Raw genomic sequence first — 25,609 nt, 5'->3', positions numbered from 1 at the left:
CGAGCCTTTCGCAAGGGCCGACACAACCCTGGGTAGGTGCAGCAACGCTGGGTCGCGTGCTGCACTGAATCTTCTGACCACTGCTTGGCCGGGCGACGGAATCCACCCCGCCAAGCATAACCACCGATTCCAACTACATCCCTTGCGCGCTATTCGGGCAGTGCGCGCCTTCTCCTGGAGAAAGCCATGTCTCATCTCGCCGCCGATTCGTCTCTCCCTCACCGACCACATTCTGCAGGCCGGGCGACCCATAAAGCTCAGAACCCACGCGACTGGTCGGGCCTGAATGCGCCGGATATTCTGGCTCGCTACCGGCCGGGCCACGCTGCCCCGATGAACGTGCTGGAGGTGCTGCTCAAGCTGTTCAACGAGCGGCATACCGCCCGGATGAAGACCGTGTCGCACAAGACCCGCCAGGAGCGTGCCGACTTCCTGCGGCGGTTTTTCCGCGACCTGCAGAGACGGGCGGGCTTCAAGACCTTGCCTGATCCGCGCAATCTCGGCCAGAAACATATTCAGGCCATGGTGCAGATATGGCGAGAGGACAAACTGAAGCCGGCCACCATTCAGACCTATCTCAGTTTCTTGCGTGGTCTGGCCAAGTGGCTGGGCAAGAACGGCTTCGTGCGTAGCCCGGCGCACTACGGACTGGAAATCGATGAGTACCAGCGCCACGAGGCGGCCGAGCGAGACAAGAGCTGGTCGGCACAAGGCGTGGATGTCGAGGCGTTGATCGACAAGGTCTGCGTATACGACCCATATGTCGGTGCGTCACTGCGACTGATCCGGGCGTTCGGTCTGCGGCGCAAGGAATCGGTAATGCTACGACCGAATGAGTGCATTGTGCCCTTCGAGTCTACAGGTCTGGCGGAGAGTGAGAAGCTAGCAGATCGGTATGTCTGGATCAGGCAGGGGGCCAAAAATGGCCGCCAGCGATTTGTGCCGCTGAGCACGCCGCAACGGGTGGCCGCCATCGAGTACGCGCAATCGGTAGTGTGGGGAACGGAAGCGCACATGGGCGACCCGGCCAACGACCTCAAGAGGAATCTGCGTCGCTTCGACTATGTGCTGGATAAATTTGGCATCACAGCGCGCGAGTTGGGTATTACCGCGCATGGTCTTCGACACGAAGCGCTGATCGACGAGTTTGTTGCGTGTTCAGGACAGCAGCCGCCCGTACGTGGTGGTGGCATCCTTGCGCCAGAGGTCGAAGCTGCGGCTCGCCGAGCCGTTGCCAGGCTAGCCGGTCATGAGCGCCAGCGCGCATCGAATGCCTATTGTGGAAAGCTCGCCCGACGCGCCAGATCATGTCCACCAACAGGTGACCCTGACATTGATACCTCGGACGAGACCTGATTGCAGAGCACCAAATATAGACTTCATGATCTGTAATGAAGTACCAAAGCCCCGATCCGGCGGGGCTTTTCATTTGTATATTCACCCCACGTCGTCTCGTCGTCTATATCTATCCAATGAAATACCGCCATTCCTGACGGTATCGGCGACGGAACACTCTGACACAGCAATTCGCACGGCAAAATCGAAAACAAGTGGCTCAAACTAGCCAGCAAAAAGGGGATATGTCTCCTGATTCAGCCCGCCGGGTCAATGCTTTAGCGCATGAAACACCGGTTCGACAGCGATCGGAAGACCCTGCATTCCCGCCCCTGTATCCGATCGCCAATGTCCGGATCAGGATTTATTCCACAGCCAAGCACAAACTCAGCGAGGAATTAGCGGATGAGGCGCCGCCTTCTCCTGTTTCTTGACTTGCTTGGCCAACTTCTTTTCCTTGAGGGTCAAGACAGCCGGCTTCTTGCCTTCCTTCGTTCCGTGTTTTTCCTTACCCATGGTCACTCTCCTTTTTAGTCAATTGGGAATTATTGAAATTAGTCAGAAATCAACTGTCTGTATGTTGGCGAGGCCACATATCGTTTCAGCTTTGTTCTGTATCATGCAAATTGGTTGGGGATTACATAAATGACTGGCGCCAAAGGCAGCCTGTCCTGAATTAGAGAAAGTAAGAAAACCCTGACACCGATCGACACCAGCAGGATGTGTCATCAAATTTCCGAGAAGTACCGAGCGGATAAAATAATGGAGGCGCGATGCCATCCGAATTGCTATTCAGCCCGAAACAGAACCGCATTCTTGGCTCACTGGCCACCAATGACTACTCTCGTCTGCAGGATGACCTTGAACTCGTCCATCTGGAACTAGGCCAGGTTCTCTATGAGTCAGGCGATACGCTTGGCTACATCTACTTCCCGATCACCTGCATCGTTTCCCTGATCTTCACCACCCAAAAAGGCGGCACGGCAGAACTGGCCATTACCGGCAACGATGGACTGGTCGGCATTCCGCTCGTTCTGGGCGGCGATACAACCACGCACCGGGTGGTTGTACAGAGCACCGGCGCCGCCTACCGACTCAAGGTCGAAGTCGTCCGCTGGGAACTCGATCAGGGCGGCGAATTGCAGCACCTTGCCCTGCGCTACACCCAGGCACTCATGACCCAGATGGCGCAGAGCATCGTCTGCAACCGATTCCACGCCGTCGAACAGCAGTTGTGCCGCTGGCTGCTGGTCAGCCTCGACCTGCTACCCGGCAATCAGCTCAACATGACGCAGGAACTCATCGCCAACATGCTCGGCGTGCGCCGTGAAGCAATCACCGAAGCCGCCGGAAAGCTCCAGGCTGCAGGCCTGATCGAGTACAGCCGCGGCCATATCACCGTCCTCGACCGCCCCGGCCTGGAAGCCCGGTCATGCGAATGCTACGCCGCCGTCAAAAGCGAATATGACCGGATATTCCGCCTGCAATCCGATGCCCGGGGCCCCGGCCGCCCTCGCCCAAATCCGGCCAGCGTACGCCATCGTGCCGAAGCCCGCTTGCAGCAATCACCGCATCCGGAGCCGAAAACAGCCTGGGACAACGCCCAGCTGGTGCACGAACTGCAAGTGCATCAGATCGAACTTGAAATGAGCAACGAAGAGCTCCGCCACGCCTATGAAGAAGCAGACGACTTGCGCGAACGTTATGCCGACATCTATGACTTCGCGCCGGTCGGCTATCTAACCCTGGATCCGCTCGGTGTCATCATCGACATGAATCTGGCCGGCGCCATGCTGCTCGGCACCAAGGGTTCCCAGAAAGGCCGGCATCGCTTTGCCGCTTTCCTTGAGCCCAACCATGCCGAGGCATTCAATCGCTTTGTCGACGACGTTCTCCACTCGAGAAAGAAGCTGCGCAGCGAATCCGTGCTTGCCGCCAATGTCCACCGCCCGGCAACCAACATCCGGATCGAGGCGGTTCCCGATGCCGATGGTCGTGAATGCCGGATGGTCGTCATCGATACCTCAGGCAACGCCACACGGTCCAAGCACCAATCGCGTCGCGACACCGACAACACCAACACAAAGGAGTGATCGCCATGCTTTTCACCTTCAAATCCGCCACCAATGCCGACCTGATCATGCACGAAAAGAGCGCCAAGGAAATTCTTGCCCTGCTCGGTAAAAGCCCGGACGAGGCACGCGGAATCATCACCGTCGAGCAGTTGCCGGAAGCCATAGCGACGCTGCAAAAAGCCATCGTGGCCGACAAAGCCAGGCCGCAGGAAACGGCTGCCAGCCCAAGCAAAAAGGAAGCTGACGACGAGCCGCCGGTCAGCCTCGCCCGACGCGCCGCGCCCTTCGTTGACATGCTCGAGCGCGCCGCAAAAGCCGGCGAGCCGGTCATCTGGGGGGTATGATCCGGCAATGCCGTCCAAAGGGAAGCGCGAGCGCATCCAGCCCACATCCTCCGCAGTAGCTGATGACCAGCGCTTTCCGATCATCGGTATAGGCGCGTCAGCCGGCGGACTGGAAGCCCTCGAGCAATTTCTCGGCGGCGTGCCGCCCATGAGCGGCATGGCTTTTGTCGTCGTCCAGCACCTCGACCCCAACCGCTACGGCATGCTGCCCGAACTCCTGCAACGCACCACTACGATGGTCGTCAAGCAGGCGGGCAACCGGATGAAGATCAAGCCGGATTGCGTATATGTCATCCCGCCCAACAAGGATCTGTCGATCCTCCACGACACGCTCTACCTGCTCGCCCCGGTAGCGGCCCGAGGATTGCGTTTGCCGATCAACTCATTTTTATCCAGCCTGGCCGAAGACCGGCGCGAACGGGCCATCGGCATCATTCTTTCCGGCATGGGCTCGGATGGAACGCTCGGCCTGCTGGCGATCAGCGAACATGGCGGCCTGTCACTTGTACAGGATCCGGCCACGGCCAAGTTCGATGCCATGCCGCGCAGCGCGATTGATGCCCGTCTGGCCGATATCGTCGCCCCGCCGGGCGATCTGGCGCGGCTGATTATCGACCGTCTGCAACACCCGCCTCGCCTTTTGCCCCTGGAGCCCTTTCTCGAGCCAGATAGCGACGCCAAGAGTTCGGCCTTCGAGAAAATCTGCATCCTGCTGCGCGCCCAGACCGGTCACGATTTCTCGCTATACAAGAAAAGCACCATCTATCGGCGGGTCGAGCGCCGGATGGGCATTCATCGGCTGGGCGGAATCGGCGATTACGTCGCCTTTCTCCAGAGCAACCCACAGGAAGTCGACCTGCTCTTCAAGGAATTGCTGATCGGTGTCACCAGCTTCTTCCGCGACCCTGCCGCCTGGGCCTATCTGCAGGAAGAAGTCCTGCCCGGAATGATTCGCACCAAAACACACGACAATCTGCTGCGCGCCTGGGTGGCCGGCTGCTCGAGCGGCGAAGAGGCCTACACACTGGCCATGGTCTTCTGCGAAGCAATGGACCATGCCAAACCCGCCAACCGGCTCGACCTGCAGATTTTCGCCACCGACCTCGATCCGGACGCCATCGCCAAGGCGCGGCAAGGAACCTATCCGTCCAGCATTGCCAGTGACGTTTCTGCGGAGCGTCTGGAGCGGTTTTTCGTTGAAGAGAATGGCCGTTTCCGGATCTGCCAGGAAATACGCCAGATGGTGGTGTTCGCGCCGCACAATGTCACGATGGACCCGCCTTTTACCCGGCTGGATATCCTGACCTGCCGGAACGTGCTGATTTATCTCGGCACCGACCTGCAAAAACGTTTGTTGCCGCTTTTTCACTACAGCCTGAAACCCGGCGGCACGCTTTTTCTCGGCTCGGCCGAAAGCATCGGCAGTTTTACCGAACTCTTTTCCCCGCTTGAGCCCAAGGCGCGAATCTATCGCCGGGAAGAAGCGAAGCGAAGAGCAATCGATATCGACTTCCCGACCCGCCATTTCGACGACTCCCCCAACCCCATTCTGATGCCATCACCGACCATGCAACCTGCCAACCTGCAAACCCTGGCCGACCAATTGCTGCTGCAGAAATTCTCGCCGGCCGCCGTGTTGACCAATGCTGAAGGGGACGTCCTTTTCATCAACGGGCGGACCGGAAAATATCTTGAGCCGGCAGCTGGCAAGGCCAACTGGAACATTCATGCCATGGCCCGCGACGGCTTGCGCCAGGAACTGATCCTTGCCCTGCCCAAAGCACTGCGCAGTGCCGAGGCGGTGGTCATCAAAGATCTGACGATCGAGGATGGCGGTGAAACTCAGCGCCTTGACCTGACCGTTTACCCCATCGAAGAACCCGCCGCTCTGCACGGCATGGTGATGATTGTTTTCGCCGATGTCGTGGCGGCAAAACCTCAGCCCAAACGGCGCTCGAGAAAGCAGCTTGCCGACCTCCGGGTTGCCGAACTCGAACAGGCCCTGCTCAAGGCAAGGGAAGAAGTTCAGAGCATTCGCGAAGAAATGCAGACCTCACACGAAGAACTCAAATCGGCCAACGAAGAACTGCAATCGACCAATGAAGAGCTGCAGTCGACCAACGAAGAGCTGACCACCTCCAAAGAGGAAATGCAGTCGCTCAACGAAGAGTTGCAGACGGTCAACGCCGAACTCCAGTCCAAAGTCGATGAATGGTCGGCTGCCAGCAGTGACATGAAGAACCTGCTCAACAGCACCGACATCGCCACGATTTTTCTCGACAACACGCTGCATTTGCGCCGCTTTACCAGCCAGGCGACCAAGATATTCAAGTTCATTCCAAGCGATATCGGACGACCGCTAGCCGATATCGTCCATAAGCTCGACTACCTCGAGTTGCAGCACGATGCCCAGGATGTGCTGCAAACACTGGCCTTTTCCGAAAAGCAGATCACCTGCAAGGATGGCTCTTGGTACATCGTCCGGATCATGCCCTACCGGACGCTGGAAAACGTGATCGATGGCGTGGTCATTACGCTCATCGACATCAGCGAAGCAAAACGTCTCGAAGCCGAGCTGCGGGCAGCCAGGTCAGCCGGTGATGCCCCGCCTGCCATCGAGGATCATTCATGACGCAGCTGCTAGCGATCACCCCGACCGAATTGCGGCGCCGGGCCGAAGACCGGCTTGGCGCCATACCAGGCGGCAAGCCCGCCACCATGCCGCATGGCGACCAGATGAAACTGGTGCAAGAACTTCAAATTCATGAGATCGAACTTGAAATGCAAAACCAGGTGTTGCGCGAAGCCCAGTCGGAAATTTCCCGAAACCTCGCACAACTGACCGATCTGTACGATCTTGCTCCCATTGCCTATTTCACCCTGGATCGCACCGGCTGCATTACCAAATCGAATGCCATGGCCAGAAAGCTGCTGGGTAGCCCGGTGCTGCCCCTGGATCGCTGCCATCTTTCACGATTTGTGGCGCAAGAAGCACTGCACAGATACAAGGAATTCTTCGAGCGGGTTTTTTCGCAGGGCCAGCTGGAATCCTGCAATCTCAAACTGGCCGGCCCGGCAGAATACCCTCCCGTCCATGTTTTCATGGAAGGCATTGCCGACGAGAGTCGTCTGGAATGCCGCCTGGTCGTCACCGATCTGAGCCGACAACATGCGTCGGATGAAGCCCTGGCTGCGCTGGCCATACGGACGGAAGAACTGGCTGCCGCCAAGACTGCTGCCGAAACGGCCAATCGAGCCAAAGCAACCTTTCTTGCCAACATGAGCCATGAAATCAGAACACCGCTGAGCGCCATTCTCGGCATGGCGCATCTGATGCGGCGCTCCGGTCTGAAATCCGATCAGGAAGCACAGCTCGGCAAGATCAACATCGCGGCCAGGCATCTGCTCGGGATCATCAACGATATCCTCGATCTGTCGAAAATTGATGCCGAACAGCTCACGCTGGAGCAGACACCATTCATGCTTGATACACTGCTGGCCGAAGTCAGCAGCCTGGTTATCGACAAGATGAAGGACAAGAATCTCGACTTCCGGCTGGACATGGCCCCGGCACTGCGCGAAAGCCAATTGATCGGCGACCCCTTGCACCTCAAACAGATCCTGCTCAACCTGTTGAGCAATGCCGTCAAATTTACCGAACACGGACAGATCGAGCTAAGGGCGAACGTGGATGCAGTGAACGACCAGGAAATGCAGGTCAGCTTCGCCGTCCAGGACACGGGTTGCGGCATTCCAGCCGATGCCCTGACTCGGGTCTTCACCCCGTTCGAGCAGGTCGACGCCTCGACAACCCGGCAATACGGGGGCACCGGGCTTGGTTTGAGTATTTCAAGACGCCTGGTACAACTGATGAACGGCGAACTCGGGGTAAGCAGCACACTGGGCAGCGGCAGTACCTTTTCTTTCGCCATCCGTCTGCCAAGGCACATCGATAGTTCAGTCACGGCTCACGCTGAAACAAACCCGTCGCATCCCGACGCTGGAAACCTCCTCAGATCAAAGTATCGCGACAAGCGCATCCTGCTCGTTGAGGACGACATCATCATTCAGGAAGTGGCGCTGGCACTGCTGCAGGAAGAGATCGGCCTGCACGTTGATGTAGCCGACAACGGCGCCCAGGCTGTCGATATTGCGGCCACAAACGATTACGACCTCATCCTGATGGACATACAGATGCCGGTCATGGACGGCCTGGCGGCAACCCGCGCCATCCGCCAACAAACAAAACACCTGACGACACCGATTCTGGCCATGACGGCCAATGCTTTTGACGACGACAATCAACGCTGCCGGGAAGCCGGCATGGACGACTTCATCGCCAAGCCGGTGGAACCCGAAAAGCTTTATGCCATGCTGGCCAAGTGGCTGGCGACCACGCCGCCGATCAATTAGGCTGGCCCTGATTGACGACAATCACGACCTGATGTTCGACCAGGTCGTCGACCAGTTGAATCACATTGTCCGCCTGTTCCAGGCCATCCACAGTGACGCTGCCTCGGGCATCGACGCTTGAGATGACGGCGATGCGATAGACCGTTGCCCGATAGCGGTAGCGAAGCTTGAATCCCGGCCAATCCGCCGGCAGGCAAGGCGACAGGTGCAATTTGTTGCCTTCCAGCCGCAAGCCAAGCAGCGACTCGACGAGTAGCCGGTACATCCAGCCAGCCGAACCGGTATACCAGGTCCAGCCACCGCGACCGGCGTGCGGGGCCAGCGCATAGACATCGGCGGCCATCACGTATGGCTCGGCCTTGTAGGTATCGACAGCGGTTACGGAATGGGTGTGGTTGATCGGGTTGATCATCGCCGCCAGTTCCCAGGCCCGTTCGCGGTCTCCCCTGGTGGCAAAGGCCATCGCCGCCCAGATCGCCGCGTGGGTGTATTGGCCGCCATTTTCCCGGACGCCCGGCACGTAGCCGCGGATGTAGCCGGTGTCGAGCCGCGATTTGTCGAAGGGCGGGTCGAGCAACTGGATCAGCCCGGCCTGCCGGCGCACGAGGTGTTCGTCGACGGCCTGCATGGCCATCTGCCCGCGCGTCGCACTGGCCACGCCGGAAAGCACGGCCCAGCTCTGCGAGATCGAGTCGATCCGGCATTCCGGACTGGTGCTGTCGCCGAGCGGCGTGCCGTCGTCGAAATAGGCGCGGCGATACCAGGCGCCGTCCCAGCCCTGCTCCTCGATGTTCTGGTGCAGTCGGGCGGCTTCGCCCTGACAAAATTCGGCAAAGGCCGGATCGCCATGAATTGTCGCCACACCGCTGAACTGCCGGAGCACTTCATGCAGGAAGAAGCCGAGCCAGACGCTCTCGCCACGACCCTCAATGCCGACCCGGCTCATGCCGTCGTTCCAGTCGCCGGAGCCGATCAGCGGCAGGCCGTGCGCGCCGAAACGCAGGCCATGGCGGATGGCGCGCACGCAGTGGTCGTAGAGGCTGGCCACCTCGCCCGAGCGGACCGGCAGATCGTAGTAGGAGTCGTCTTCCGGATTGACCGGGCGGCCTTCGAGGAAATTGCTGCGTTCATCGAGCACACCGGTGTCGGCGGTGGCCTGCACATAGCGGCAGACGGCCAGCGGCAGCCACAGGTAGTCGTCCGAACAGCGGGTGCGCACGCCGCGCCCGGCCGGCGGGTGCCACCAGTGCTGGACGTCGCCCTCGGCAAACTGGCGGCCGGCACAGAGCAGCAGATGTTCGCGGACCAGCGCCGGTTCGGTATGGACCAGCGCCATCATGTCCTGTAGCTGGTCGCGAAAGCCGAAGGCGCCACCCGACTGGTAATAGCCGCTGCGCGCCCAGACCCGGCAGGCCAGCGTCTGATAGACCAGCCAGCCGTTGGCCAGCACATCGAGCGCCGGGTCGGGCGTCTCGACCTGCACGGCGCCCAGTGACTGCGCCCAATACGCTTCAACCGCTTCGAGCGCCATGCGCGCCGCCAGCGGACCACGGAAACGCTGGATCAATTGATTGGCGTCATCCGTCGTTCGCCCAACGCCGAGACGGAAAACGAACTCATGTTCCTCACCATCGGCCAGATCCACCGCCATCTGGATGGCGCCGCAGGGGTCCAGCCCGGCGCCGAGCTTGCCGGAAAGGCGGGCCCGTTTGAGCGCCGAGGGCTCGCCCGGCGAACCGTTGCGGCCGATGAATTCGTTGCGGTCGCCGGTCAGCGTGCGGCTCACTTCATCGACATCGAAGAAGGCGACGCGTCCCGAGAACTCGGGGCTGTAGGGATTTCGCGCCAGCAGCGCGCCGCTACCGGTGGCGATCTCGGTGGTGACATGCATGGCCGTTTTGGCCCGCAAATCGCCGAGTACCCACTCGACATAGCCCGTCGCCGAGATCTTCCGCGGTCGACCGGAAATATTGGCCAATTTTAAAATCGAGAATTTGACCGGCGCGTCGATGGCGACATAGACCGTGAGCTCGGAGCGAATGCCGCCGACCGAGGTTTCAAAGGACGTGATGCCAAAACCGTGGCGAACCACGTAAGGCATGGCGCCGCGCACCGGCAAGGGGGTTGGCGACCAGACGTGGCCGGTTTCCTCGTCGCGCAGGTAGATGGCTTCGCCGCCACCATCGCTGACCGGGTCGTTATGCCACGGCGTCAGGCGGAATTCGTGGGCGTTGTCGCTCCAGGTATAGGCGCTGCCACTTTCCGAAATCACCGTGCCGAACTGCGGGTTGGCCAGCACATTGGCCCATGGCGCCGGCGTGGTGTGGCCGGCGGCCAGCGTGATGACGTATTCCCGGCCATCCGCCGCGAAGCCGCCCAGGCCGTTGTAAAACTGCAGATCAAGGCCGTTCACGGTGGCGGCCGGCGGCGCTTCCGGGCGATAGCGCCGGCTCGCCACCAGACGCGGCACGCGTGATTCGGGCGGGCTGCGCAGGTCGAGCTGTTCGGCCAGCGAGCCGCGACAATCGTTGATCACGGCGCGCGCCACCGATTGCAGCAGGATGCGGTCCTCGCTCGAAATCTGTTCGGCCAGCCGCACGAAAATGCCGCCCGGCTTGTCGATGACGCTGGCCTCGATGCCCGAGGCGATCAGTCCCATGATCTGGTCCTGCAGCCGCTGGCGGTAGCCGGCGTGGTCCTCGTTCCAGATCACCAGATCGACGACCAGCCCTTTGAGGCGCCAGTAGGCGTGGGCCTGAACCAGCTGGCGGACGAGGTCGATATTGGCCGCATCGCCAATCTGCAGCAGAACGATGGGCAGGTCGCCGGAAATGGCATAGCCCCAGAGGCCGGACTGGCCGCGCTGGTTGCGAATCAATACCGACGCATCGGCCCGCAGCGAGGCATTGGCATGGATGACCGAGCTGGCCAAGCGGGCGTAAAGCTGGGCGTCGGCCTCGCTGGCGTTGAGCTGGCGCAGGACGACCTGGCTATGCGTCCAGGTCAGTTCGAAGACGCGGTCGGCCAGATGGCGGTCCTGATATTTTTCGACCAGACCGAGCGCCAGAGCGCGGTTTTCGGTAATGCCGGTCACTACATCGATGGTCACCGACTGCTCGGGTTCGAGCACGATGCGATGGCGAATGGCGACAATGGGGTCGAGCACCGAACCCGCCGTGCCAGACAGTTTGCCGGCTTGCTCCATGGCCAGCGGATGGGCCGTGGAACAGGTGCGGCCGATGAAACGGGCACGATCGGTTTCGTAGGAAACGGCGCCTGAAACGGCGTCATGGACGGCCATCAGGTGCAGCATCCACGGCGCCTGTTCGGTGAGCGAACGCGGCCGCCGGGTGCACAGCACGGCGTTGCGCCCGTGCAGGATCTCCGTCTGCACAAACAGGTTGCTGAAGGCCGGGTGCAACTCGTCGGCCGCCGCCGGGGCGATAACCACCTCGGCGTAACTCGTTACCTCGATCTCGCGGCGCTGGCGCGAGCGGTTGGTGATGCGGGTCCGCCGGAGTTCGATGTCGTCCTCGGGCGAGACGACGATGTCGGTGTAGGTTTCGAACTCGCCGTCGTCGCCGTTGAGCGAATCGCGCCGGCGGAATTCGGCGCGTCCTTCGGAGAAGATCGCCTCGTAATGATCCGGCCGTTTGAGCGTCGGCTGATAAGCCGTCGACCAGACACTGCCGCTGGCCAGTTCGCGGATGTAGCAGAAGCTGCCCCAATTGTCGCGGGTGCCGTCTTCGCGCCAGCGGGTGACGGCCAGATCGTTCCAGCGGCTGTAGCCGCCGCCGGCATTGGTCACCATCACGTGGTAGCGGCCGTTCGACAGCAACTGGACTTCGGGCACCGGCGTGTCCGGGGTCGTAAAGACGCGGATCGGCGTTTCGTCGATGCTCGAAACCGAACGCGCGTCGGCCAGTTCGGCCGTGTGCGAGAAGAGCGTCGTGGCCTTGGGAATACGCTCCTGAAGCAGGAGCAGGATGGCCTGGAACAGACGGTCGGCAACAAAACGCCGCTGCATCGGCTGATTGAGCAGCAGGTAATCGAGCGCCAGCAGGCTCATGCCCTGGTGGTGGGCCATGAAGGAACGGACGACGACATGCGACTGGCCGCGCCGCTGGCGGGCAGTCGTGTAGTCGATGGCCTCGAAGAAGCCGTATTTGCCGACAAAACCCTCGTCGGCCATGCGCTGCAGGTTGAGGCAGGCCGCTTCCGGCGCCACCATCAGGGCCAGCGCCGAGGCATAGGGCGCGATGACCAGATCCTCGGCCAGCCCGCGCTTGAGGCCCAGTCCCGGCACGCCAAAGGCGCGGTACTGATAGTTGAGATGCAGATCGACCGTGTTGTAGCCCGATTCGGAAACGCCCCACGGCACGCCGCGCTGCTTGCCGTACTCGATCTGGCGCGCCACGGCGGCCTTGCAGGTCTGGTCGAGCAAGGTGTTTTCGTAATTGGGCATGACCAGCATCGGCATCAGGTACTCGAACATCGAGCCGCTCCACGACAGCAAGGCCGGCTCGCCGCCGGTGCCGGTGAGCAGCCGGCCGAGCGAGAACCAGCTTTCCTGCGGCAGTTGCCCCTGGGCGATGGCGACGAAATTGCACAGCCGGGCTTCGGAGGCGAGCAGATCGTAATAACTGGTATCGACGCGGCGTTCGCCGACGTTGTAGCCGATGGTCAACAGGTGGCGCGCCTTGTCGAACAGGAAGTCGTAATCCATCTGCGCCAGTTCGCCGGATTGCTCGGCGAGTGCGTCGATCAGGGCGATGCGCTGGGTGGCGACATTGCCGGCCAGCACAATCTTGCGGGATAGCTCGATCAGCCAGTTGCGTTGCTCGATGTTCAGGTCCATCGCCAGGTGCGTCTCGATATCCGGGCAGCGCTCGGTGGCCAGTCGGGCCAGACCGCGCAGGGTCGGCAAGGTGGCCTCGTTGGCGATCCGGGCAAAAACTTCCAGCCCGGCCGGGGCTGGTGGCAGTCTCAGCCAGGGGGCGAGATGTTCCAGTTCGGCCTGCGCTTCAGCCAGTTGCCTTACCAGTGCCCGGGCCCATTCGGCGGCCTCGTTTTCCGGCGTGCTTTCATCGACCACGACAAGGCTGGCTTCAACCTCGCTGAGCAATTCGCCGGCGCCCTCGCCGAGTTGGCGGATCAGCCGAGCCATGGCCGAAATGGTCGGCGGCGGATTCAGCATCGCCGTATCGAGCAGCTTGCGCCAGGCGCCCAGCGTGCCGGCGACGGCTTCTTCGGCGCTCTCGGCGAGCAGGCCGAGCGTGTCGTTGAGGCCGGCCAGCAAGCGTGGCTGCAATATCGGCGCGTCGGCCAGTTCGAGCAGGCCGCCGCGCAGGGTCAGCAGATGGCCGGCCAGATTGCCGCTGTCGACCGTCGACACGTAGAGCAGCGGCAGCGGTTGCAGGGTCTGGGTGTCGTACCAGTTGTAGAAATGGCTGCGATAACGCTCCAGACCGACCATGGTGCGCAGCGTGTTGGCCGTACGTTCGAGCAGCCTGCCGGTCGTGATGTAACCAAAATCCCAGGCGCCCAGGTTGGCCAGCAGGGCCAGGCCCATATTGGTCGGCGAGGTGCGGTGGGCGATGGCGGCGACCCGGTATTCCTGGAAATTATCCGGGGCCAGCCAGTGATCGTCCGGTCCAACGAAATGCTCGAAGAAGGCCCAGGTGCGGCGGGCAATGCGGCGCAGGAAAAAGCCCTGCTCGACCGTCAGGCGGACCTTGTGGGCAGCCAGTGGACGACTCAGCCACCAGGCAATGAACGGCGAGGTCAACCAGAGCAGGAGGACCGGCGTAGCGATGAGCATTTCTTCCTGACTGGCGAGCACCAGCCAGGCACCCAGCCCGCCGGCCAGCAGCGGGCCGATCCACATGCTGCGCAGGCAGGCGAGCAGCTCGCTACGGCGGCGCCCGGCTATCTGACGTTCGACTTCGCTCGACGGGTTCCATTCGAGCAGGCGGCGATGCGAAACCAGCACGCGCCAGGTAGTTCTCGCGATGGCGTCGAGGCTGAAAAAGGCTTCGTAAGGCAGACAGGCCAATTCAAAGCCAAGCTGCCGGAAATGGCGCCAGGCCGAGCCGGCCACCGCGGCGAGATGCTGGCGGACCAGGATTTCGTCGGGCTTGCGGCTGGCGTCGAGCAAGGCGGCAAAAATTGGCGGAACGAGCAGGATGCCGAGGATGGACATGGTCCACCAGGCAACGGGGGCGAGCACCGTCCAGCCGAGCACGAGCAGCACGCTCAGCGCAGCCGGGACGAGGCTGCGCCGCAGGTTGTCGAACAGCTTCCACTGCGACAGCGTCGACAGCGGATTCGTCTGCCGGCACATACCCTTGCCCGGCACGCGCCGGAACAGCCAGTCGGCCAGTTGCCAGTCGCCGCGCAGCCAGCGATGGCGGCGAATGACATCGGCCCGGTAGCTGGCCGGGCAATCCTCGTACAACTGCACATCGCTGAGCAGGCCGGCCCGGGCGTAGCAGCCTTCGAGCAGGTCGTGGCTGAGGATGCGGTTTTCCGGAAAACAGCCACCCAAGGCGCGTTCGAAGGCTTCGACGTCGTAGATGCCCTTGCCGATGAACGAGCCTTCGCCGAAGACGTCCTGATAAACATCGGAGACGGCACGGGTATAGGGGTCGATGCCTGGTTCGCCGCCGTAGAGCCGGGCGAGCCGCGAGCGATTGGTGCCGGGCAGGCTGACCGCGACGCGCGGCTGCAGGATGCCGTAGCCGCTGACCACGCGCTGGCGCATTTCGTCAAAACCTGGCCGGTTGAGCGGATGGGCCATCGCCCCGACAAACTGGCGCGCCGTATCGCGCGGCAACTGGGTGTCGGTGTCGAGGGTGATGACATAGCGCGTCCCGGCCAGCGCCGCGGTATCGCCGGCGATCAGCGAAAAGCCGTCGGGCGTGCCATTCATGAGCAGCGCATTGAGATCAGCCAGCTTGCCACGCTTGCGTTCGTAGCCCATCCAGACGCGTTCCTGCGGATTCCAGCGGCGCGGCCGGTGGAAGAGGAAAAAGATGCTTGCTACGGTCAACCCGATTTTTTGCCCGAATTTGAAATTCAGTTCGTCGATCTTTTGCGCCGCCAACTGCATCAGGGCAGCGTCTTCGGGCAGCGTTTCCTGCCCGGCGTCGAGAAAATCGGTGAGCAGCGCGAAGTGCAGGCAGGGATCGCGGTTGGCCAGGAAGCGGACTTCCAGCGCCTCGATCAGGCTGTCAATGCCGGCGGCGCTGGTCAGCATGGTCGGCACGACGACCAACGTTCGCGAGGCGGGCGGGATGCCCTCGGAGAAATCCATTTTCGGCAGCGGATGCGGAGCGACGAGCAAGCTGGCCGCCCAGTTCACCAGTGACACGGCCAGTTGGCTGGTCGCCAGCAGCGCCACCAGGCCGAGCAATATCATCGCCCACAGCGGCAAACCGGCCGGCATGGCGCGCATGACCAGGCTGCTGGCGAGCAGGCCGGCAATGACGGTAACGCCGCCCAGGTAGATGGTCAGCGGCATGCGACTCGCCGCCCGGCGAACGCTTTCGGGGAAAGTGTGACGAACCTCGATGGCGCTTTCGAGTTGCGCCAGACCGGGGCCAATCAGGTAATAACCGACGTGCGCCCCCGGCACGCCCGGCCCGCCCGGCCCGTCGTGCGCTGTGCGAGCCAGTTCGAGCACGCGGGCGGCAAGCAGCCCCTCGGACAGATCGCTCTTGCGGGCAATCGCTTCGGTGGCATGGCGATAGCGGTCGCGTGTCGCGAAATCCATCGCGCCATAAACGCCACCGGGGTCGCCGAGCAGCGTCTGCTCGACGATGCTCTGGGTTTCGACAAAGGTCTGCCAATCCATCGCGCCGATGATGCGCAGGCTGCCGATGCTGTTGCTGATCGACACCTGATCGGCCGCCTGCAACTGGTTCTCGGTCTGCACCATCTGGGCGATGGTCAGGCCCGATTCGGCCAGATGCTGCTCGATCCAGGTCAGCGGCAGCGCCAGCGCCGGGCCGCGCCCTTGTAGGCGACGGGCCAGTTCGGCGACGAAGGCGCTGACCATGGGCGGCTGTGAGCGCGCCATGTCGGCGATGGTCAGGATCAGGTTCTTCGGATCATGCTCGGCGGCCTCGATCATGCGGTCGGCCCACAACTCGGCCAGACCGCGCTCTTCCCAGCCAGCGGCGATGCTGACCCCGACCCGGCGCAGATTCTCGATGACGGCCAGACGCAGCATGATGGGGATCGCCCACAACTCGCCGAGGCGCAGGTCGGTGACGGTTTGGTAGGCGGCGACGAAACGGCTCAGGGTTTCCGGATCGACCCGCCCATCGCCGTGCGCGACCGTTTCCAGCGCAATGTCGTAAACGCGCGGATGGCCGGCCGATGGCCCGCTGGCCAGGCGCGGCAGTTCGCGGCTGTAGCCTTTGGGCAGGTGGCGCTTGGCCGTACGGATCTGCTCTTCGATGAGATAGAAATTGTCGAGCAACCATTCGCCGGCCGGTGTGATCCGGCGCTTTTCGGTAGCAACGGAAGTCAGTCGGCGACAGACATCAACCAGCGTATTTTCGTTGGCGGCCAGCCGGCCGAGCAGGCGGTCGGTGACGGTGCCGGCAGCGAGCCGGTGTGCCGCGGCCAGCGCCTTGCCGTGCTGCGCCATCTGGTCGGCGCTGTACAGGGCGGCGCGCAAGGGCGCCTCTTCGTTGGGCAGTGCAGCCGACCAGTCGCCATCCCGAAAGCGTCTTCCCAGTTGGCGAAAATACTCAAAAACCGATTGGCTGGATTTCAAATCGAATCGCCTTCCCATAAACAAAAAATCTCACGACGCATGGCGCATCGTGAGATTGACTACTTCAATCCGACAGCCCGGTGCCTGCGCACCGGACCGCAGGCTGATCGTCAATTACTTGATACGCATGTCGTTCTTGACCGAGCTCACGCCCTTGACCGCGCGGGCAAGTTCGACGGCCTTGCTGGCGGCGGCTTGCGAACTGACGAAGCCGCTGAGCTGGACGATGCCCTTGAAGGTTTCGACATTGATCTCGGCAGATTTCAGGGTCGATTCGCCGAGGATGGCGGCCTTGACCTTGCTGGTGATCACCGTGTCATCGATGTATTCGCCGGTGCCTTCCGACTTGGCGGTGGAAGCGCAGCCAACGGCGGTGAGCAGCGACAGGGCCAGAAATGCGGCGGACAGATATTTGCTGAATGTATTCATGATCGACTCTCCTGTTATGGGGAAACTGAATTCCCTGATCTCGGCATCGTTCCCTGATCGAGCTTCGACACCTGAGAAATGAAGAGTAGCCAGCCGGAATAATCGCGTCGGTGTGGTGGGACACATAGCTGGCTTCGCGCAGATGGGCAATCCCACGGTCAACCGGAAATATCGCCCGATTTTGAAATGCCCGATCTTCGCTTCTAGCCCGGCAATCCCTGCTCTTTGAGCAGGAGGCGCGCGAACTGCTCGGCCGGCAGGGGATGTCCGAACAGGAAGCCCTGCCCTTCGTCGCATTGCAGGGAGCGCAGGAAGGCGAGCTGCGACTCGGTTTCGACGCCTTCGGCGATCACCCGCTGCTTGAGGCTCTTGCCCATGCCGATCATGGCGCTGACGATGCTCGCGTCGTCCTCGTCGATGTCGATGTCCTGAACGAAAGACTGGTCGATCTTCAGGGTATTGATCGGAAAACGCTTGAGATAGCTCAGGCTGGAATAGCCGGTGCCGAAATCGTCGATGGCCAGATGCATGCCCATCGCCTTGAGCGATTCGAGTACCGACGCCGACGATTCGGCATCGTGCATGAGGATGCTTTCGGTCAGTTCCAGCTCAAGAAAACTCGGCAGCATCCCCGTTTCCCGGAGGATCGTCGCCACCCCTTCGAGGAAGTTCTTGTGGCGAAACTCGACGGCTGAAATATTCACCGAGACCGGCACGGCGAGCAGCCCGGCATCCTGCCAGGCGCAGACCTGCCGGCACGCTTCGCGCAGGACCCAGCTGCCAATCGGGATGATGAGACCGGATTCTTCGGCAATCGGCACGAACTGGTTCGGATAGACCACGCCGTGCTCGGGGTCCTGCCAGCGGATCAGCGCTTCGCTGCCGATCATGAGGCCGGTGGCCAGATCGATCTTGGGCTGGTAGTAGAGCATGAACTCGCCCTGCTTCAGGGCTCGGCGCAGATTGCCTTCGACAAACAGACGGCGGACGGCGCGCGTGTTCATCTCCGTCGTGAAAAACTGGTAGTTGTTCCGGCCGTTGGCCTTGGCGTGATACATCGCGGTATCGGCGTTCTTCATCACTTCATCGGCATCCAGCCCGTCATCCGGATAAATGGCGATACCGATGCTCAGCGTGACGTGAAGCTCATGCCCGCCGATCAGGCAGGGTTCGGCAAAGGCCGCCAGGAGCTTTTCGGCGACCGGCGCCGCATCTGGCGTATCTTCGATTTCGGTGAGCAGGATGACGAACTCGTCGCCACCCTGCCGGCAAACCGTGTCGGTATCGCGAATGCAGAGTTTCAGGCGCTCCGCCACTACCTGCAGCAGGAGGTCGCCTATCGTGTGCCCGAGCGAATCGTTGATGTGCTTGAAATAGTCGAGGTCGACGAACATCAGGGCAACCCGCTTGCCGTGCCGCCGGGCCTGCCCGATGGCACGGGACAGACGCTCGGTGAGCAGGAGCCGGTTGGGCAGCCCGGTCAGAAAATCGTGCTGGGCCAGATGCGCCATCTTGAGCGCCATGGCCCGCGACTCGCTGACATCGTGAAAGACGATGACGGCACCGGAAACCTTGCCATCCCGGTTGTGGATGGGGGCTGCCGAATCCTCGATGGCCGATTCGGTGCCGTCGCGACGGACGAGAAGGCTGTCAGCCGCCAGCCCGACGGTCCGGTTCTCGCTGATGGCCAACTGCGCCGGATTCGCCGCAGGCAGGTGCGTTGAACCATCGACGATGTTGAAAACCTCGGAAAGCGGATGCCCGAGGGCAGTCTCCCGCGACCAGCCGGTCATCGACTCAGCCACGAGGTTGAGGTAGGTCACGTTGCCTGGCAGGTTGGTCGTCAGCACCGCGTCACCAATCGAGTTGAGCGTCACCTGGGCGCGCTCTTTTTCCTCGAACAAGGCATCTTCGGCAAGCTTGCGTTCAGTGATGTCCTCGACGATCTGGACATGGCCGCGCGACAACTGGCCATCGAGCATGGCCGCCGCATTGAGCCGCGCCCAGACCATGCTGCCGTCAGCCCGCAAAAACCGTGCTTCCGACTTGAAGATGGCCTCGCCCTGCGCGGCAGCACGCCATTCGAGCAGGACACGCTGGCGGTCATCGGGATGAATCGCCATGCTCCAGTTGGTGCCCAGCGTCTGCTCCAGATTCAGCCCGGATATCGTGTGATAGGCCTCGTTGGTATAGACACATTCGCCATGGACATCAGAAACGAAGATGCCAAGCGGCGAGGCATCGCTCATGGCGCGAAAGCGCGCTTCGCTGAAGGTCAGGGCCTGCCGGGTGGTCTTGCACTCGATCAGATAGTTCAGGGTGCGTGGCAACCAGTGAGTATCGACCTGCTCCTTGACGAGATAATCGTCGGCGCCAGCCTGCACGGCTTGACGAGCAGTTTCCTCATCCGCCTCGGTACTCAGGATGATGATCAGGGCATCGGGCGCCGCGCTGTAGACCTGCTCGAAAACAGTAATGCCCTGGCCATCGGGCAAACCGAGGTCGAGCAGGATGATCTCGAAAGCTGACTTGGCGAGCGCACCCAAGGCTTCGGACAGGCAAGTCGCCCGTTCGATCCGATACGGTTTTCCACCCTTGCGGGCGAGCGCCGCTTCGATCAGCCGGGCCTCGCTGGAATCATCTTCAATCAGCAAGAGATGCAGCGCGGAATCGTTCAATATCTGCCCTCCTGCCAAAGTCACGGAATCAGCGACGGCTGATCAGGGCACCAATGAAGGCGCCTGTAGCCGCAGCAATCCCGATGATTTTCCAGGGGTTGGCGCGGACATAGGCATCGGTGGCAGTGGAGGCGGCGCAAGCATTTTCTGCAATGGCATGGCGCGTCGCGGAAAACTCTTCGGCCACTGAATGACCGGCATCCTTCAGAAGATGGTCTGCCTTGCCAACAATCCCCTTCAAATCCCTGCTCAATGTTTCCTTCAGACTTTCGGTCGTTCCTGGAATGGTGATGATTTCTGTTGTCATGATTTCTCCTGATATCTGCAAATGGGGGAAGGGAGAGGACGACGGGCTGCCGGGATGGCTGTCCGCTTCACTCCACTGATTCATATGCTGGTAGCAAGCCGATGCCGGGTCTGTGCGCTGGCGAACAGACCTTGGGCATGGCGTCCGTACCATGGCCACCACGGCATGCATCGTTGATGCCCTGCAACATTGAGGAGAAAAGAAATGTCCCTGGGAACCATTCTGCTGATCGTTCTGGTCCTGCTCTTGATCGGCGCCATTCCGAGCTGGCCGCATAGCAAGGGCTGGGGTTATGCCCCGAGCGGCGGCATCGGACTGGTGCTGCTGATCCTGCTCGTCCTGCTTCTGCTCGGCAAGATTTAGACAAAACCACACCGGAGAAATCACCACATGCAAAGCAAAACCACACTGATCACCATTTCACTGTTCCTTGCCCTTGGGCTGAGCGCTTGCGACAAACCCGGTCCAGCCGAACAGACCGGCAAGAAACTGGATCAAGCTGCCACCGACACCGGCAAGAAGGTCGGCGAAACCGTCGACAAGTTCGAAAACAAGATGACCGAGCAAGGCGCCAAAACCGCTCAATCCTGGGATGACACCGAAATCACCGCCAGGGTCAAAGCCGAATTCCTCGGTGAACCCGGCCTGAAATCGATGCAGATCAGCGTCGACACCATCAAGGGTGTGGTCACGCTGACCGGCACGGTCGATTCGAAAGCCAACAGCGACAAGGCCAAGGCCCGCGCAATGGCGATCAATGGCGTCCGGGACGTGGTTAACCAACTCGTCGTCACCTCGGCCAAATAAGGCCGAAGCACTCACCTGCATTGAAGGAGAAAATCATGGAGCTGCACAAGGAATACAAGGAAAAGATGGGCGCCCAACTCAAGGAATGGAGCGCCCAGGTCAATCTGCTCGAAGCCAAAATCGACAACTTCACGGCCGACATGAAAATCATGCGGGCGGAAGAAATTCAGGCCCTGCGCGGCAAGCAGCATGCCGCCGCCGACAAGATGAAAGAACTCGGCAAGGCCAGCGGCGAAGCCTGGGACCAGGTCAGGGTAACGGCCGACAAGATGTGGGACGACCTGAAAACCGGACTGACCGACGCCCAGTCGAAATTCAAGTAAGCACGCAATTCGGCGCCTTCGGGCGCTTTTTTATCGGCCAAAAGCGGGCAATGAACAACCTCGCCGGCGCCATCTTTTGCAACGGAGAAAGACCATGCGCAAACAACTGATTGTCCTGGGAATATTGCTCCAATTTGCCCTTCCAGCGCCGGCTCAGGTCAGCTTCGGCTTTGGTTTCCAGACCGACAACATCAGTATCAGCCTGTCGACCTATCCGAATCTGGTCCGCGTCCCCGGCTACCCGGTCTATTACGCCTCCGGCCTCAATTCGAACTATTTCTTCTACGACGGCATGTACTGGGTCTTCGAGACCGATCGCTGGTATTCGAGCTCCTGGTACAACGGGCCGTGGATGATGGTCGATCCCGAATTAATACCGCTCTACCTGCTGCGCGTACCGGTCCGCTATTACCGCAGCCCGCCAGCCTTCTTCGTCGGCTGGCAAGCCAATTCACCACCGCGTTGGGGCGACCACTGGGGCAACGACTGGGCGCAGCACAGAAGCGGCTGGGATCGCTGGAACCGCCGCGCCATGCCGGCACCCGCCCCGCTACCAACCTATCAGCGCAAGTATTCCGGGGATCGTTACCCATCCCGCGATCAGCAGCCGGTATTGCAGAAACGGAACTACCGCCACGAAGCCCGTGATCCGCTGGTTCGCCAGCAATCCAGGGTCGCGCCACCGACGAGGAGCCAGCCAGAACAGGCCCCGCGAGGAAGGGATGAGTCACCGCAAAGGAGAAATCCTGAACCGTCGGCAGCGCCACCGCGCCCCGCGCCTGCAGTACGCCAGGAAGCCCCGGCTACCCAGCGGCCCGAACGGGCAAGAGACAAGCCGGAAGCGCAGAGACAACCGCAGACTGCTCCCCGAACCGAAGAGCGCCAGGCCCCGCGCACCAACCCGCAGCCTCAGCGCGAGCCGAACATGCGCCAGCAGGCAGAACCGAACGAGCAACGTGCCCAACGACCAAGAGAGAACAAGTCCGGCCCTCGCCCGGCCGACTCAGGACAGCACTCGGGGCAACAACGGGAACGTGATAATTCTGACGAGCGCGGTCAGGGACGCGGGCGATAAGGCATGGATTGAAGCTTTTGGGGGCGCTTTAACGCCGGAATATCCGTTGATCGAGCGTTAAAGCCCCAGACCCTCTCGTTGCGAAATTTGATGCGCAATGCGTCCTTGGCTTAGCGGCCTTCGTGTTGGCGGGATAACGCGACCGCATCGGCACCAGCCGGAAAGCGCAGGCGATCCGAGGAATCGTTGGCCGCCTGCCACACTGCTTCTGCCACATTGATCGGTTGGGTTACGTCAACGACTTGGGAAAACCCTTCGAAGATGCGATTGGCGAACAAACCGTAAGGCTCGGTGATTAACCCTCGCATGCGCTCGGCGCCATTCTCGGTAAAGCGCGTATCGGGACAGTAGCCTGGTTCGATCAATTTCACGCGCACACCAAAATCGGCCAGTTCAAGCGCCAGCGATCCGGAGAAGCCCTCGATTGCCGTCTTGCTTGCGGTATAGGCCGCGACGAGCGGAAACGGAGCGAGCGTCGCACTCGATGTGACATTCACGATTGTCCCAGCCTTACGTTCACGGAACCGGGGAATGACTGCCTGGCACATGGCCATCATGCCGAAGGTGTTGGTCTCGAAAATATCCCGCACGGTCGTCATCGGGGTCGCTTCGAATGCGCCGAACAGGCCGACACCGGCGTTGTTGACGAGCACGTCGATGGGACCGGCGACATCCAGGGCGCGAGTAATGCTTTCGGGGCTGGTCACGTCGAGCGGCAGGACGTGAATATCGCCCGAAGCCGGGAACAAGTCGCGGTCGGGCCGGCGCATGGTGGCGATGACTTTCCAGCCCTTGGCGAGGAAGTGGCGGGCGGTCTCGAGGCCATAGCCGGACGAACAGCCGGTGATCAGTGCAGTTTTCATGGTGACTCCTTAGGGTAGATTGACTTCGAAACCACTTTAATCCATGGTTTCCGGATTATCGATAATCAAAAATCCAAACTAATTTAGCCGGAGTCCAATTGTGAGTGATCCATTATCCGAGGTCGTCAACCTCCTGCATCCGCGGGCCGCATTCGCCAATGTCATTAGCGGCAAAGGTGACTGGGCTATTCGTTACTCCGAGTATGGAAAACCGGGGTTTTGCATTGTCCTGGAAGGTAGCTGCCAACTGGCCATCGATGGCCATGAGCCTTTCGTGATCAGCGCGGGAGATTTCATCCTGTTGCCGAAGACTCCGGCGTTCACCATTTCCAGTTTCGACCCACCAGCGCCCATCCTTCTCGACCCCGACTCCTTGTCCAACGATGGCCGCGAGCTTCGCTATGGTGATCGGGAAGGAAGGCCTGACATGCGCTCCCTTGGCGGCGCCTTCCTGTTTGACAGCACCGATCCGGCACTACTGATCTCACTGCTTCCCCCTGTCGTGCATGTGCGCGGCTCGTCTCGCCTTTCGCAGTTGGTCCAGATGGTTTCGGAGGAGAGCACCAATCCTCGGCCAGGAGGCGAGTTCATACTGTCCCGGCTCGTCGAGTTGCTTCTGATCGAGGCTATGCGGTCGACAACGGCGGGAAGTGCACCGCCCGGACTGCTCAAGGGGCTTGGCGACGAAAGGCTGGCGATCGCCTTGAAACAAATGCACGCGCATATCGATCAGCACTGGACTGTCGCTCAGCTGGCGAAGGCTGCGGCGCTTTCAAGATCGACCTTTTTCGAGCGGTTCACGCGCGCGGTGGGTGTCGCCCCCATGGAGTATCTCCACGCATGGCGCATGGAAATTGCAAAAGACCTGCTTGGCCGAGGCAAACTGGGAACTGCCGAGATCGCGGAACGTGTCGGCTACGGATCAAGCAGTGCCTTCAGCGTTGCCTTCAGTCGATATGCCGGAAAACCTCCGAGCCGATATGCTCGGTTGAGCGAAAACCTCCCATAATCGACATCGGCGAAAAATTACCTAAAGAACCCTGCCGCCCCGGATTACGCGAAGCAGGATGGCGACGATGGCGATGACCAGCAGAATGTGGATGAGTCCGCCGGCGGTGTAGGCGGAGAGTAGCCCGAACAGCCACAGGATGATCAGGACAACGGCGATCGTATAGAGCATGGTATTTCTCCTTTTGTGACTGGTTTCGATAGCGCAAGACTTGGGCAAATTGCCGCTTGCTCTCTTCAGACTCCGGGAGCGGGCAAGCACTCGCCTGCCCTGTTCTTGGTTACGCCTGCGTTGTGCAGGCGTTCATGTACTCAGCGCTTGATGCGGCTGATCTTGGTGCCTTCGATACTCAGGCTGGCCATCAGGCCCTGCTGGTCGAAGATGAAGGCATAGGCGTCGTCCTTGAGTGTCGAGGTCGACAGGTTCTTGGCGACACCTTCGTTGACGACGACCACGCTGGGGCCAACACCGAATTCCCAGCCCTTGGATTTGTCGAGGTATTTGACGGCCTTGTCGCTCATCAGGAAGACGACGTAGCCGTAGGATTCAGCACCGGCTTGCCAGCCCCAGGAGGCCGACACGGAGTTGTAGTAGCCGGACTGCTTACCGCTCTTGGTCAGCACGCCTTCACCGTAGCTACCGCCAAAGACCAGGCCGGCTTTGAGTATCTTGGGGAAGACCAGGATGCCCTTGGCTTTCTTGGCAAGGCTTTCGGCGACCGGGTTGGTCTTGTAGAGCGATTGCAGGGCCTGGGCGGCATCCTGGTCGAGATCTTCCGCGCTGGCGGCGATTGCCTGGCTGCTCACTGTGCCAAATGAAAATGTGGCGGCGGTGATGAGAAGAAGGTTTTTCAAAAGGTGGCGTCTGGTGGTCATGATCTTGTCCTGTCCGTATTGATTTGATTGAGAATGAAGCGATCGACAGCGAGGCGCACAGCACAGCTCTCTCGGGCATGCCCCATGAATCGATACTTGAGCTTAGGAGCATGGCCGCCTCGATACCGTTCGCTGGCGCACATAGACGAGGCGGGCATGGGCTACACCGAAACTGGCCACCAAATGCATTGCCACAATGCGTGCGCCGGCGCCCGGAAAACCGGCCGTAAAGTGGCTAAATGTTGTGCTGCTGACCAGCGCCAGCGGGGTTTTCAATTCGCCTCTACCGTA

General features: G+C 60.9%; 18 protein-coding genes. 10 read left to right on the top strand and 8 right to left on the bottom strand.

The genetic code is table 11. From position 1 onward, the window contains the following. Window positions 1-186: 186 nt before the first annotated feature. Window positions 187-1,356 carry a phage integrase N-terminal domain-containing protein gene (locus tag KI610_RS09640; RefSeq protein WP_226498429.1) on the top strand — a complete coding sequence of 390 codons (1,170 nt, stop codon included), beginning with the start codon at window positions 187-189 and terminating at the stop codon, window positions 1,354-1,356. A 366-nt stretch (window positions 1,357-1,722) separates the two neighbouring features. Here the strand turns inward: KI610_RS09640 and KI610_RS20030 are convergent, their stop codons facing one another. Beyond that, on the bottom strand, window positions 1,723-1,851 hold the full coding sequence (locus KI610_RS20030; RefSeq protein WP_264179230.1) for a hypothetical protein: 129 nt from the start codon (window positions 1,849-1,851) through the stop codon (window positions 1,723-1,725). A gap of 257 nt (window positions 1,852-2,108) precedes the next feature. On the opposite strand from KI610_RS20030, the gene KI610_RS09635 reads away from it, so the two are divergent. From KI610_RS09635 to KI610_RS09620, 4 genes are read left to right on the top strand one after another with little or no spacing between them, the layout of a single operon-like run. Next, window positions 2,109-3,428, top strand: a complete 1,320-nt coding sequence (locus KI610_RS09635) for a helix-turn-helix domain-containing protein (protein WP_226498428.1) — start codon at window positions 2,109-2,111, stop codon at window positions 3,426-3,428. Window positions 3,429-3,433: 5 nt separating this feature from the next. After that, window positions 3,434-3,754: a DUF1840 domain-containing protein gene (locus KI610_RS09630; protein ID WP_226498427.1), complete on the top strand. Its 321-nt coding sequence runs from the start codon at window positions 3,434-3,436 to the stop codon at window positions 3,752-3,754. A gap of 7 nt (window positions 3,755-3,761) precedes the next feature. Beyond that, window positions 3,762-6,386: a CheR family methyltransferase gene (locus KI610_RS09625; RefSeq protein ID WP_226498426.1), complete on the top strand. Its 2,625-nt coding sequence runs from the start codon at window positions 3,762-3,764 to the stop codon at window positions 6,384-6,386. Further along, entirely contained in the window at window positions 6,383-8,167 is a 1,785-nt protein-coding gene (locus tag KI610_RS09620; protein WP_226498425.1) for an ATP-binding protein, read from the top strand. Before KI610_RS09625 ends, KI610_RS09620 begins: the two co-directional genes overlap by 4 nt. Here the strand turns inward: KI610_RS09620 and KI610_RS09615 are convergent. The 4 genes from KI610_RS09615 to KI610_RS09600 form a co-directional block, all read right to left on the bottom strand. Then, the gene (locus KI610_RS09615; protein ID WP_226498424.1) at window positions 8,160-16,952 is read right to left on the bottom strand and encodes a GH36-type glycosyl hydrolase domain-containing protein; all 8,793 of its coding nucleotides are present in this window, start codon (window positions 16,950-16,952) and stop codon (window positions 8,160-8,162) included. The two genes, KI610_RS09620 and KI610_RS09615, sit on opposite strands and share 8 nt — an antisense overlap. A gap of 114 nt (window positions 16,953-17,066) precedes the next feature. Next, the gene (locus KI610_RS09610; RefSeq protein ID WP_226498423.1) at window positions 17,067-17,381 is read right to left on the bottom strand and encodes a BON domain-containing protein; all 315 of its coding nucleotides are present in this window, start codon (window positions 17,379-17,381) and stop codon (window positions 17,067-17,069) included. Between the two features lie 203 nt (window positions 17,382-17,584). Next, on the bottom strand, window positions 17,585-20,059 hold the full coding sequence (locus tag KI610_RS09605) for an EAL domain-containing response regulator (protein ID WP_226498422.1): 2,475 nt from the start codon (window positions 20,057-20,059) through the stop codon (window positions 17,585-17,587). A 28-nt stretch (window positions 20,060-20,087) separates the two neighbouring features. Then, a complete protein-coding gene (locus tag KI610_RS09600; RefSeq protein WP_226498421.1) occupies window positions 20,088-20,366 on the bottom strand; it encodes a DUF883 family protein in 279 nt (92 codons plus the stop codon). A 204-nt stretch (window positions 20,367-20,570) separates the two neighbouring features. Here KI610_RS09600 and KI610_RS09595 point away from each other — a divergent pair, with 204 nt between their 5' ends. The 4 genes from KI610_RS09595 to KI610_RS09580 all read left to right on the top strand — a co-directional run bounded on the left by KI610_RS09595 (window position 20,571) and on the right by KI610_RS09580 (window position 22,571). After that, window positions 20,571-20,729, top strand: a complete 159-nt coding sequence (locus KI610_RS09595) for a DUF3309 family protein (protein WP_226498420.1) — start codon at window positions 20,571-20,573, stop codon at window positions 20,727-20,729. A 27-nt stretch (window positions 20,730-20,756) separates the two neighbouring features. Continuing rightward, window positions 20,757-21,173 carry a BON domain-containing protein gene (locus KI610_RS09590; protein WP_226498419.1) on the top strand — a complete coding sequence of 139 codons (417 nt, stop codon included), beginning with the start codon at window positions 20,757-20,759 and terminating at the stop codon, window positions 21,171-21,173. A 35-nt stretch (window positions 21,174-21,208) separates the two neighbouring features. Continuing rightward, window positions 21,209-21,496: a sll1863 family stress response protein gene (locus tag KI610_RS09585; protein ID WP_226498418.1), complete on the top strand. Its 288-nt coding sequence runs from the start codon at window positions 21,209-21,211 to the stop codon at window positions 21,494-21,496. Window positions 21,497-21,590: 94 nt separating this feature from the next. Continuing rightward, window positions 21,591-22,571, top strand: coding sequence for a hypothetical protein (locus KI610_RS09580; RefSeq protein ID WP_226498417.1), 981 nt, complete (start codon window positions 21,591-21,593; stop codon window positions 22,569-22,571). 110 nt (window positions 22,572-22,681) lie between these two features. Here the strand turns inward: KI610_RS09580 and KI610_RS09575 are convergent, their stop codons facing one another. After that, complete coding sequence (locus KI610_RS09575; RefSeq protein ID WP_226498416.1) at window positions 22,682-23,434, bottom strand: SDR family oxidoreductase; 753 nt, start codon at window positions 23,432-23,434, stop codon at window positions 22,682-22,684. 100 nt (window positions 23,435-23,534) lie between these two features. Between KI610_RS09575 and KI610_RS09570 the strand changes: the two genes are divergently transcribed. Beyond that, window positions 23,535-24,443: an AraC family transcriptional regulator gene (locus KI610_RS09570; protein ID WP_226498415.1), complete on the top strand. Its 909-nt coding sequence runs from the start codon at window positions 23,535-23,537 to the stop codon at window positions 24,441-24,443. Window positions 24,444-24,464: 21 nt separating this feature from the next. Here KI610_RS09570 and KI610_RS09565 read toward each other — a convergent pair whose 3' ends face one another. Both KI610_RS09565 and KI610_RS09560 read right to left on the bottom strand, forming a co-directional pair. After that, window positions 24,465-24,614, bottom strand: a complete 150-nt coding sequence (locus KI610_RS09565) for a lmo0937 family membrane protein (RefSeq protein ID WP_226498414.1) — start codon at window positions 24,612-24,614, stop codon at window positions 24,465-24,467. A 140-nt stretch (window positions 24,615-24,754) separates the two neighbouring features. Next, entirely contained in the window at window positions 24,755-25,318 is a 564-nt protein-coding gene (locus tag KI610_RS09560) for a lipid-binding SYLF domain-containing protein (RefSeq protein ID WP_226498413.1), read from the bottom strand. Between the last annotated feature and the right edge of the window lie 291 nt (window positions 25,319-25,609).

Origin of the sequence: Ferribacterium limneticum (assembly GCF_020510565.1) — a bacterium.
Classification (GTDB): Bacteria; Pseudomonadota; Gammaproteobacteria; order Burkholderiales; family Rhodocyclaceae; genus Azonexus; species Azonexus limneticus_B.
Note: the sequence above shows the minus strand (reverse complement) of the source record. Positions and strands in the feature narration are given on the sequence as shown.

Excerpts from the sequence above, each read along its gene's own strand:
- KI610_RS09640 (WP_226498429.1), top strand. The coding sequence starts at position 187 with ATGTCTCATCTCGCCGCCGATTCGTCTCTCCCTCACCGACCACATTCT.
- KI610_RS20030 (WP_264179230.1), bottom strand. The coding sequence starts at position 1,851 with ATGGGTAAGGAAAAACACGGAACGAAGGAAGGCAAGAAGCCGGCTGTC.
- KI610_RS09635 (WP_226498428.1), top strand. The coding sequence starts at position 2,109 with ATGCCATCCGAATTGCTATTCAGCCCGAAACAGAACCGCATTCTTGGC.
- KI610_RS09630 (WP_226498427.1), top strand. The coding sequence starts at position 3,434 with ATGCTTTTCACCTTCAAATCCGCCACCAATGCCGACCTGATCATGCAC.
- KI610_RS09625 (WP_226498426.1), top strand. The coding sequence starts at position 3,762 with ATGCCGTCCAAAGGGAAGCGCGAGCGCATCCAGCCCACATCCTCCGCA.
- KI610_RS09620 (WP_226498425.1), top strand. The coding sequence starts at position 6,383 with ATGACGCAGCTGCTAGCGATCACCCCGACCGAATTGCGGCGCCGGGCC.
- KI610_RS09610 (WP_226498423.1), bottom strand. The coding sequence starts at position 17,381 with ATGAATACATTCAGCAAATATCTGTCCGCCGCATTTCTGGCCCTGTCG.
- KI610_RS09600 (WP_226498421.1), bottom strand. The coding sequence starts at position 20,366 with ATGACAACAGAAATCATCACCATTCCAGGAACGACCGAAAGTCTGAAG.
- KI610_RS09595 (WP_226498420.1), top strand. The coding sequence starts at position 20,571 with ATGTCCCTGGGAACCATTCTGCTGATCGTTCTGGTCCTGCTCTTGATC.
- KI610_RS09590 (WP_226498419.1), top strand. The coding sequence starts at position 20,757 with ATGCAAAGCAAAACCACACTGATCACCATTTCACTGTTCCTTGCCCTT.
- KI610_RS09585 (WP_226498418.1), top strand. The coding sequence starts at position 21,209 with ATGGAGCTGCACAAGGAATACAAGGAAAAGATGGGCGCCCAACTCAAG.
- KI610_RS09580 (WP_226498417.1), top strand. The coding sequence starts at position 21,591 with ATGCGCAAACAACTGATTGTCCTGGGAATATTGCTCCAATTTGCCCTT.
- KI610_RS09575 (WP_226498416.1), bottom strand. The coding sequence starts at position 23,434 with ATGAAAACTGCACTGATCACCGGCTGTTCGTCCGGCTATGGCCTCGAG.
- KI610_RS09565 (WP_226498414.1), bottom strand. The coding sequence starts at position 24,614 with ATGCTCTATACGATCGCCGTTGTCCTGATCATCCTGTGGCTGTTCGGG.
- KI610_RS09560 (WP_226498413.1), bottom strand. The coding sequence starts at position 25,318 with ATGACCACCAGACGCCACCTTTTGAAAAACCTTCTTCTCATCACCGCC.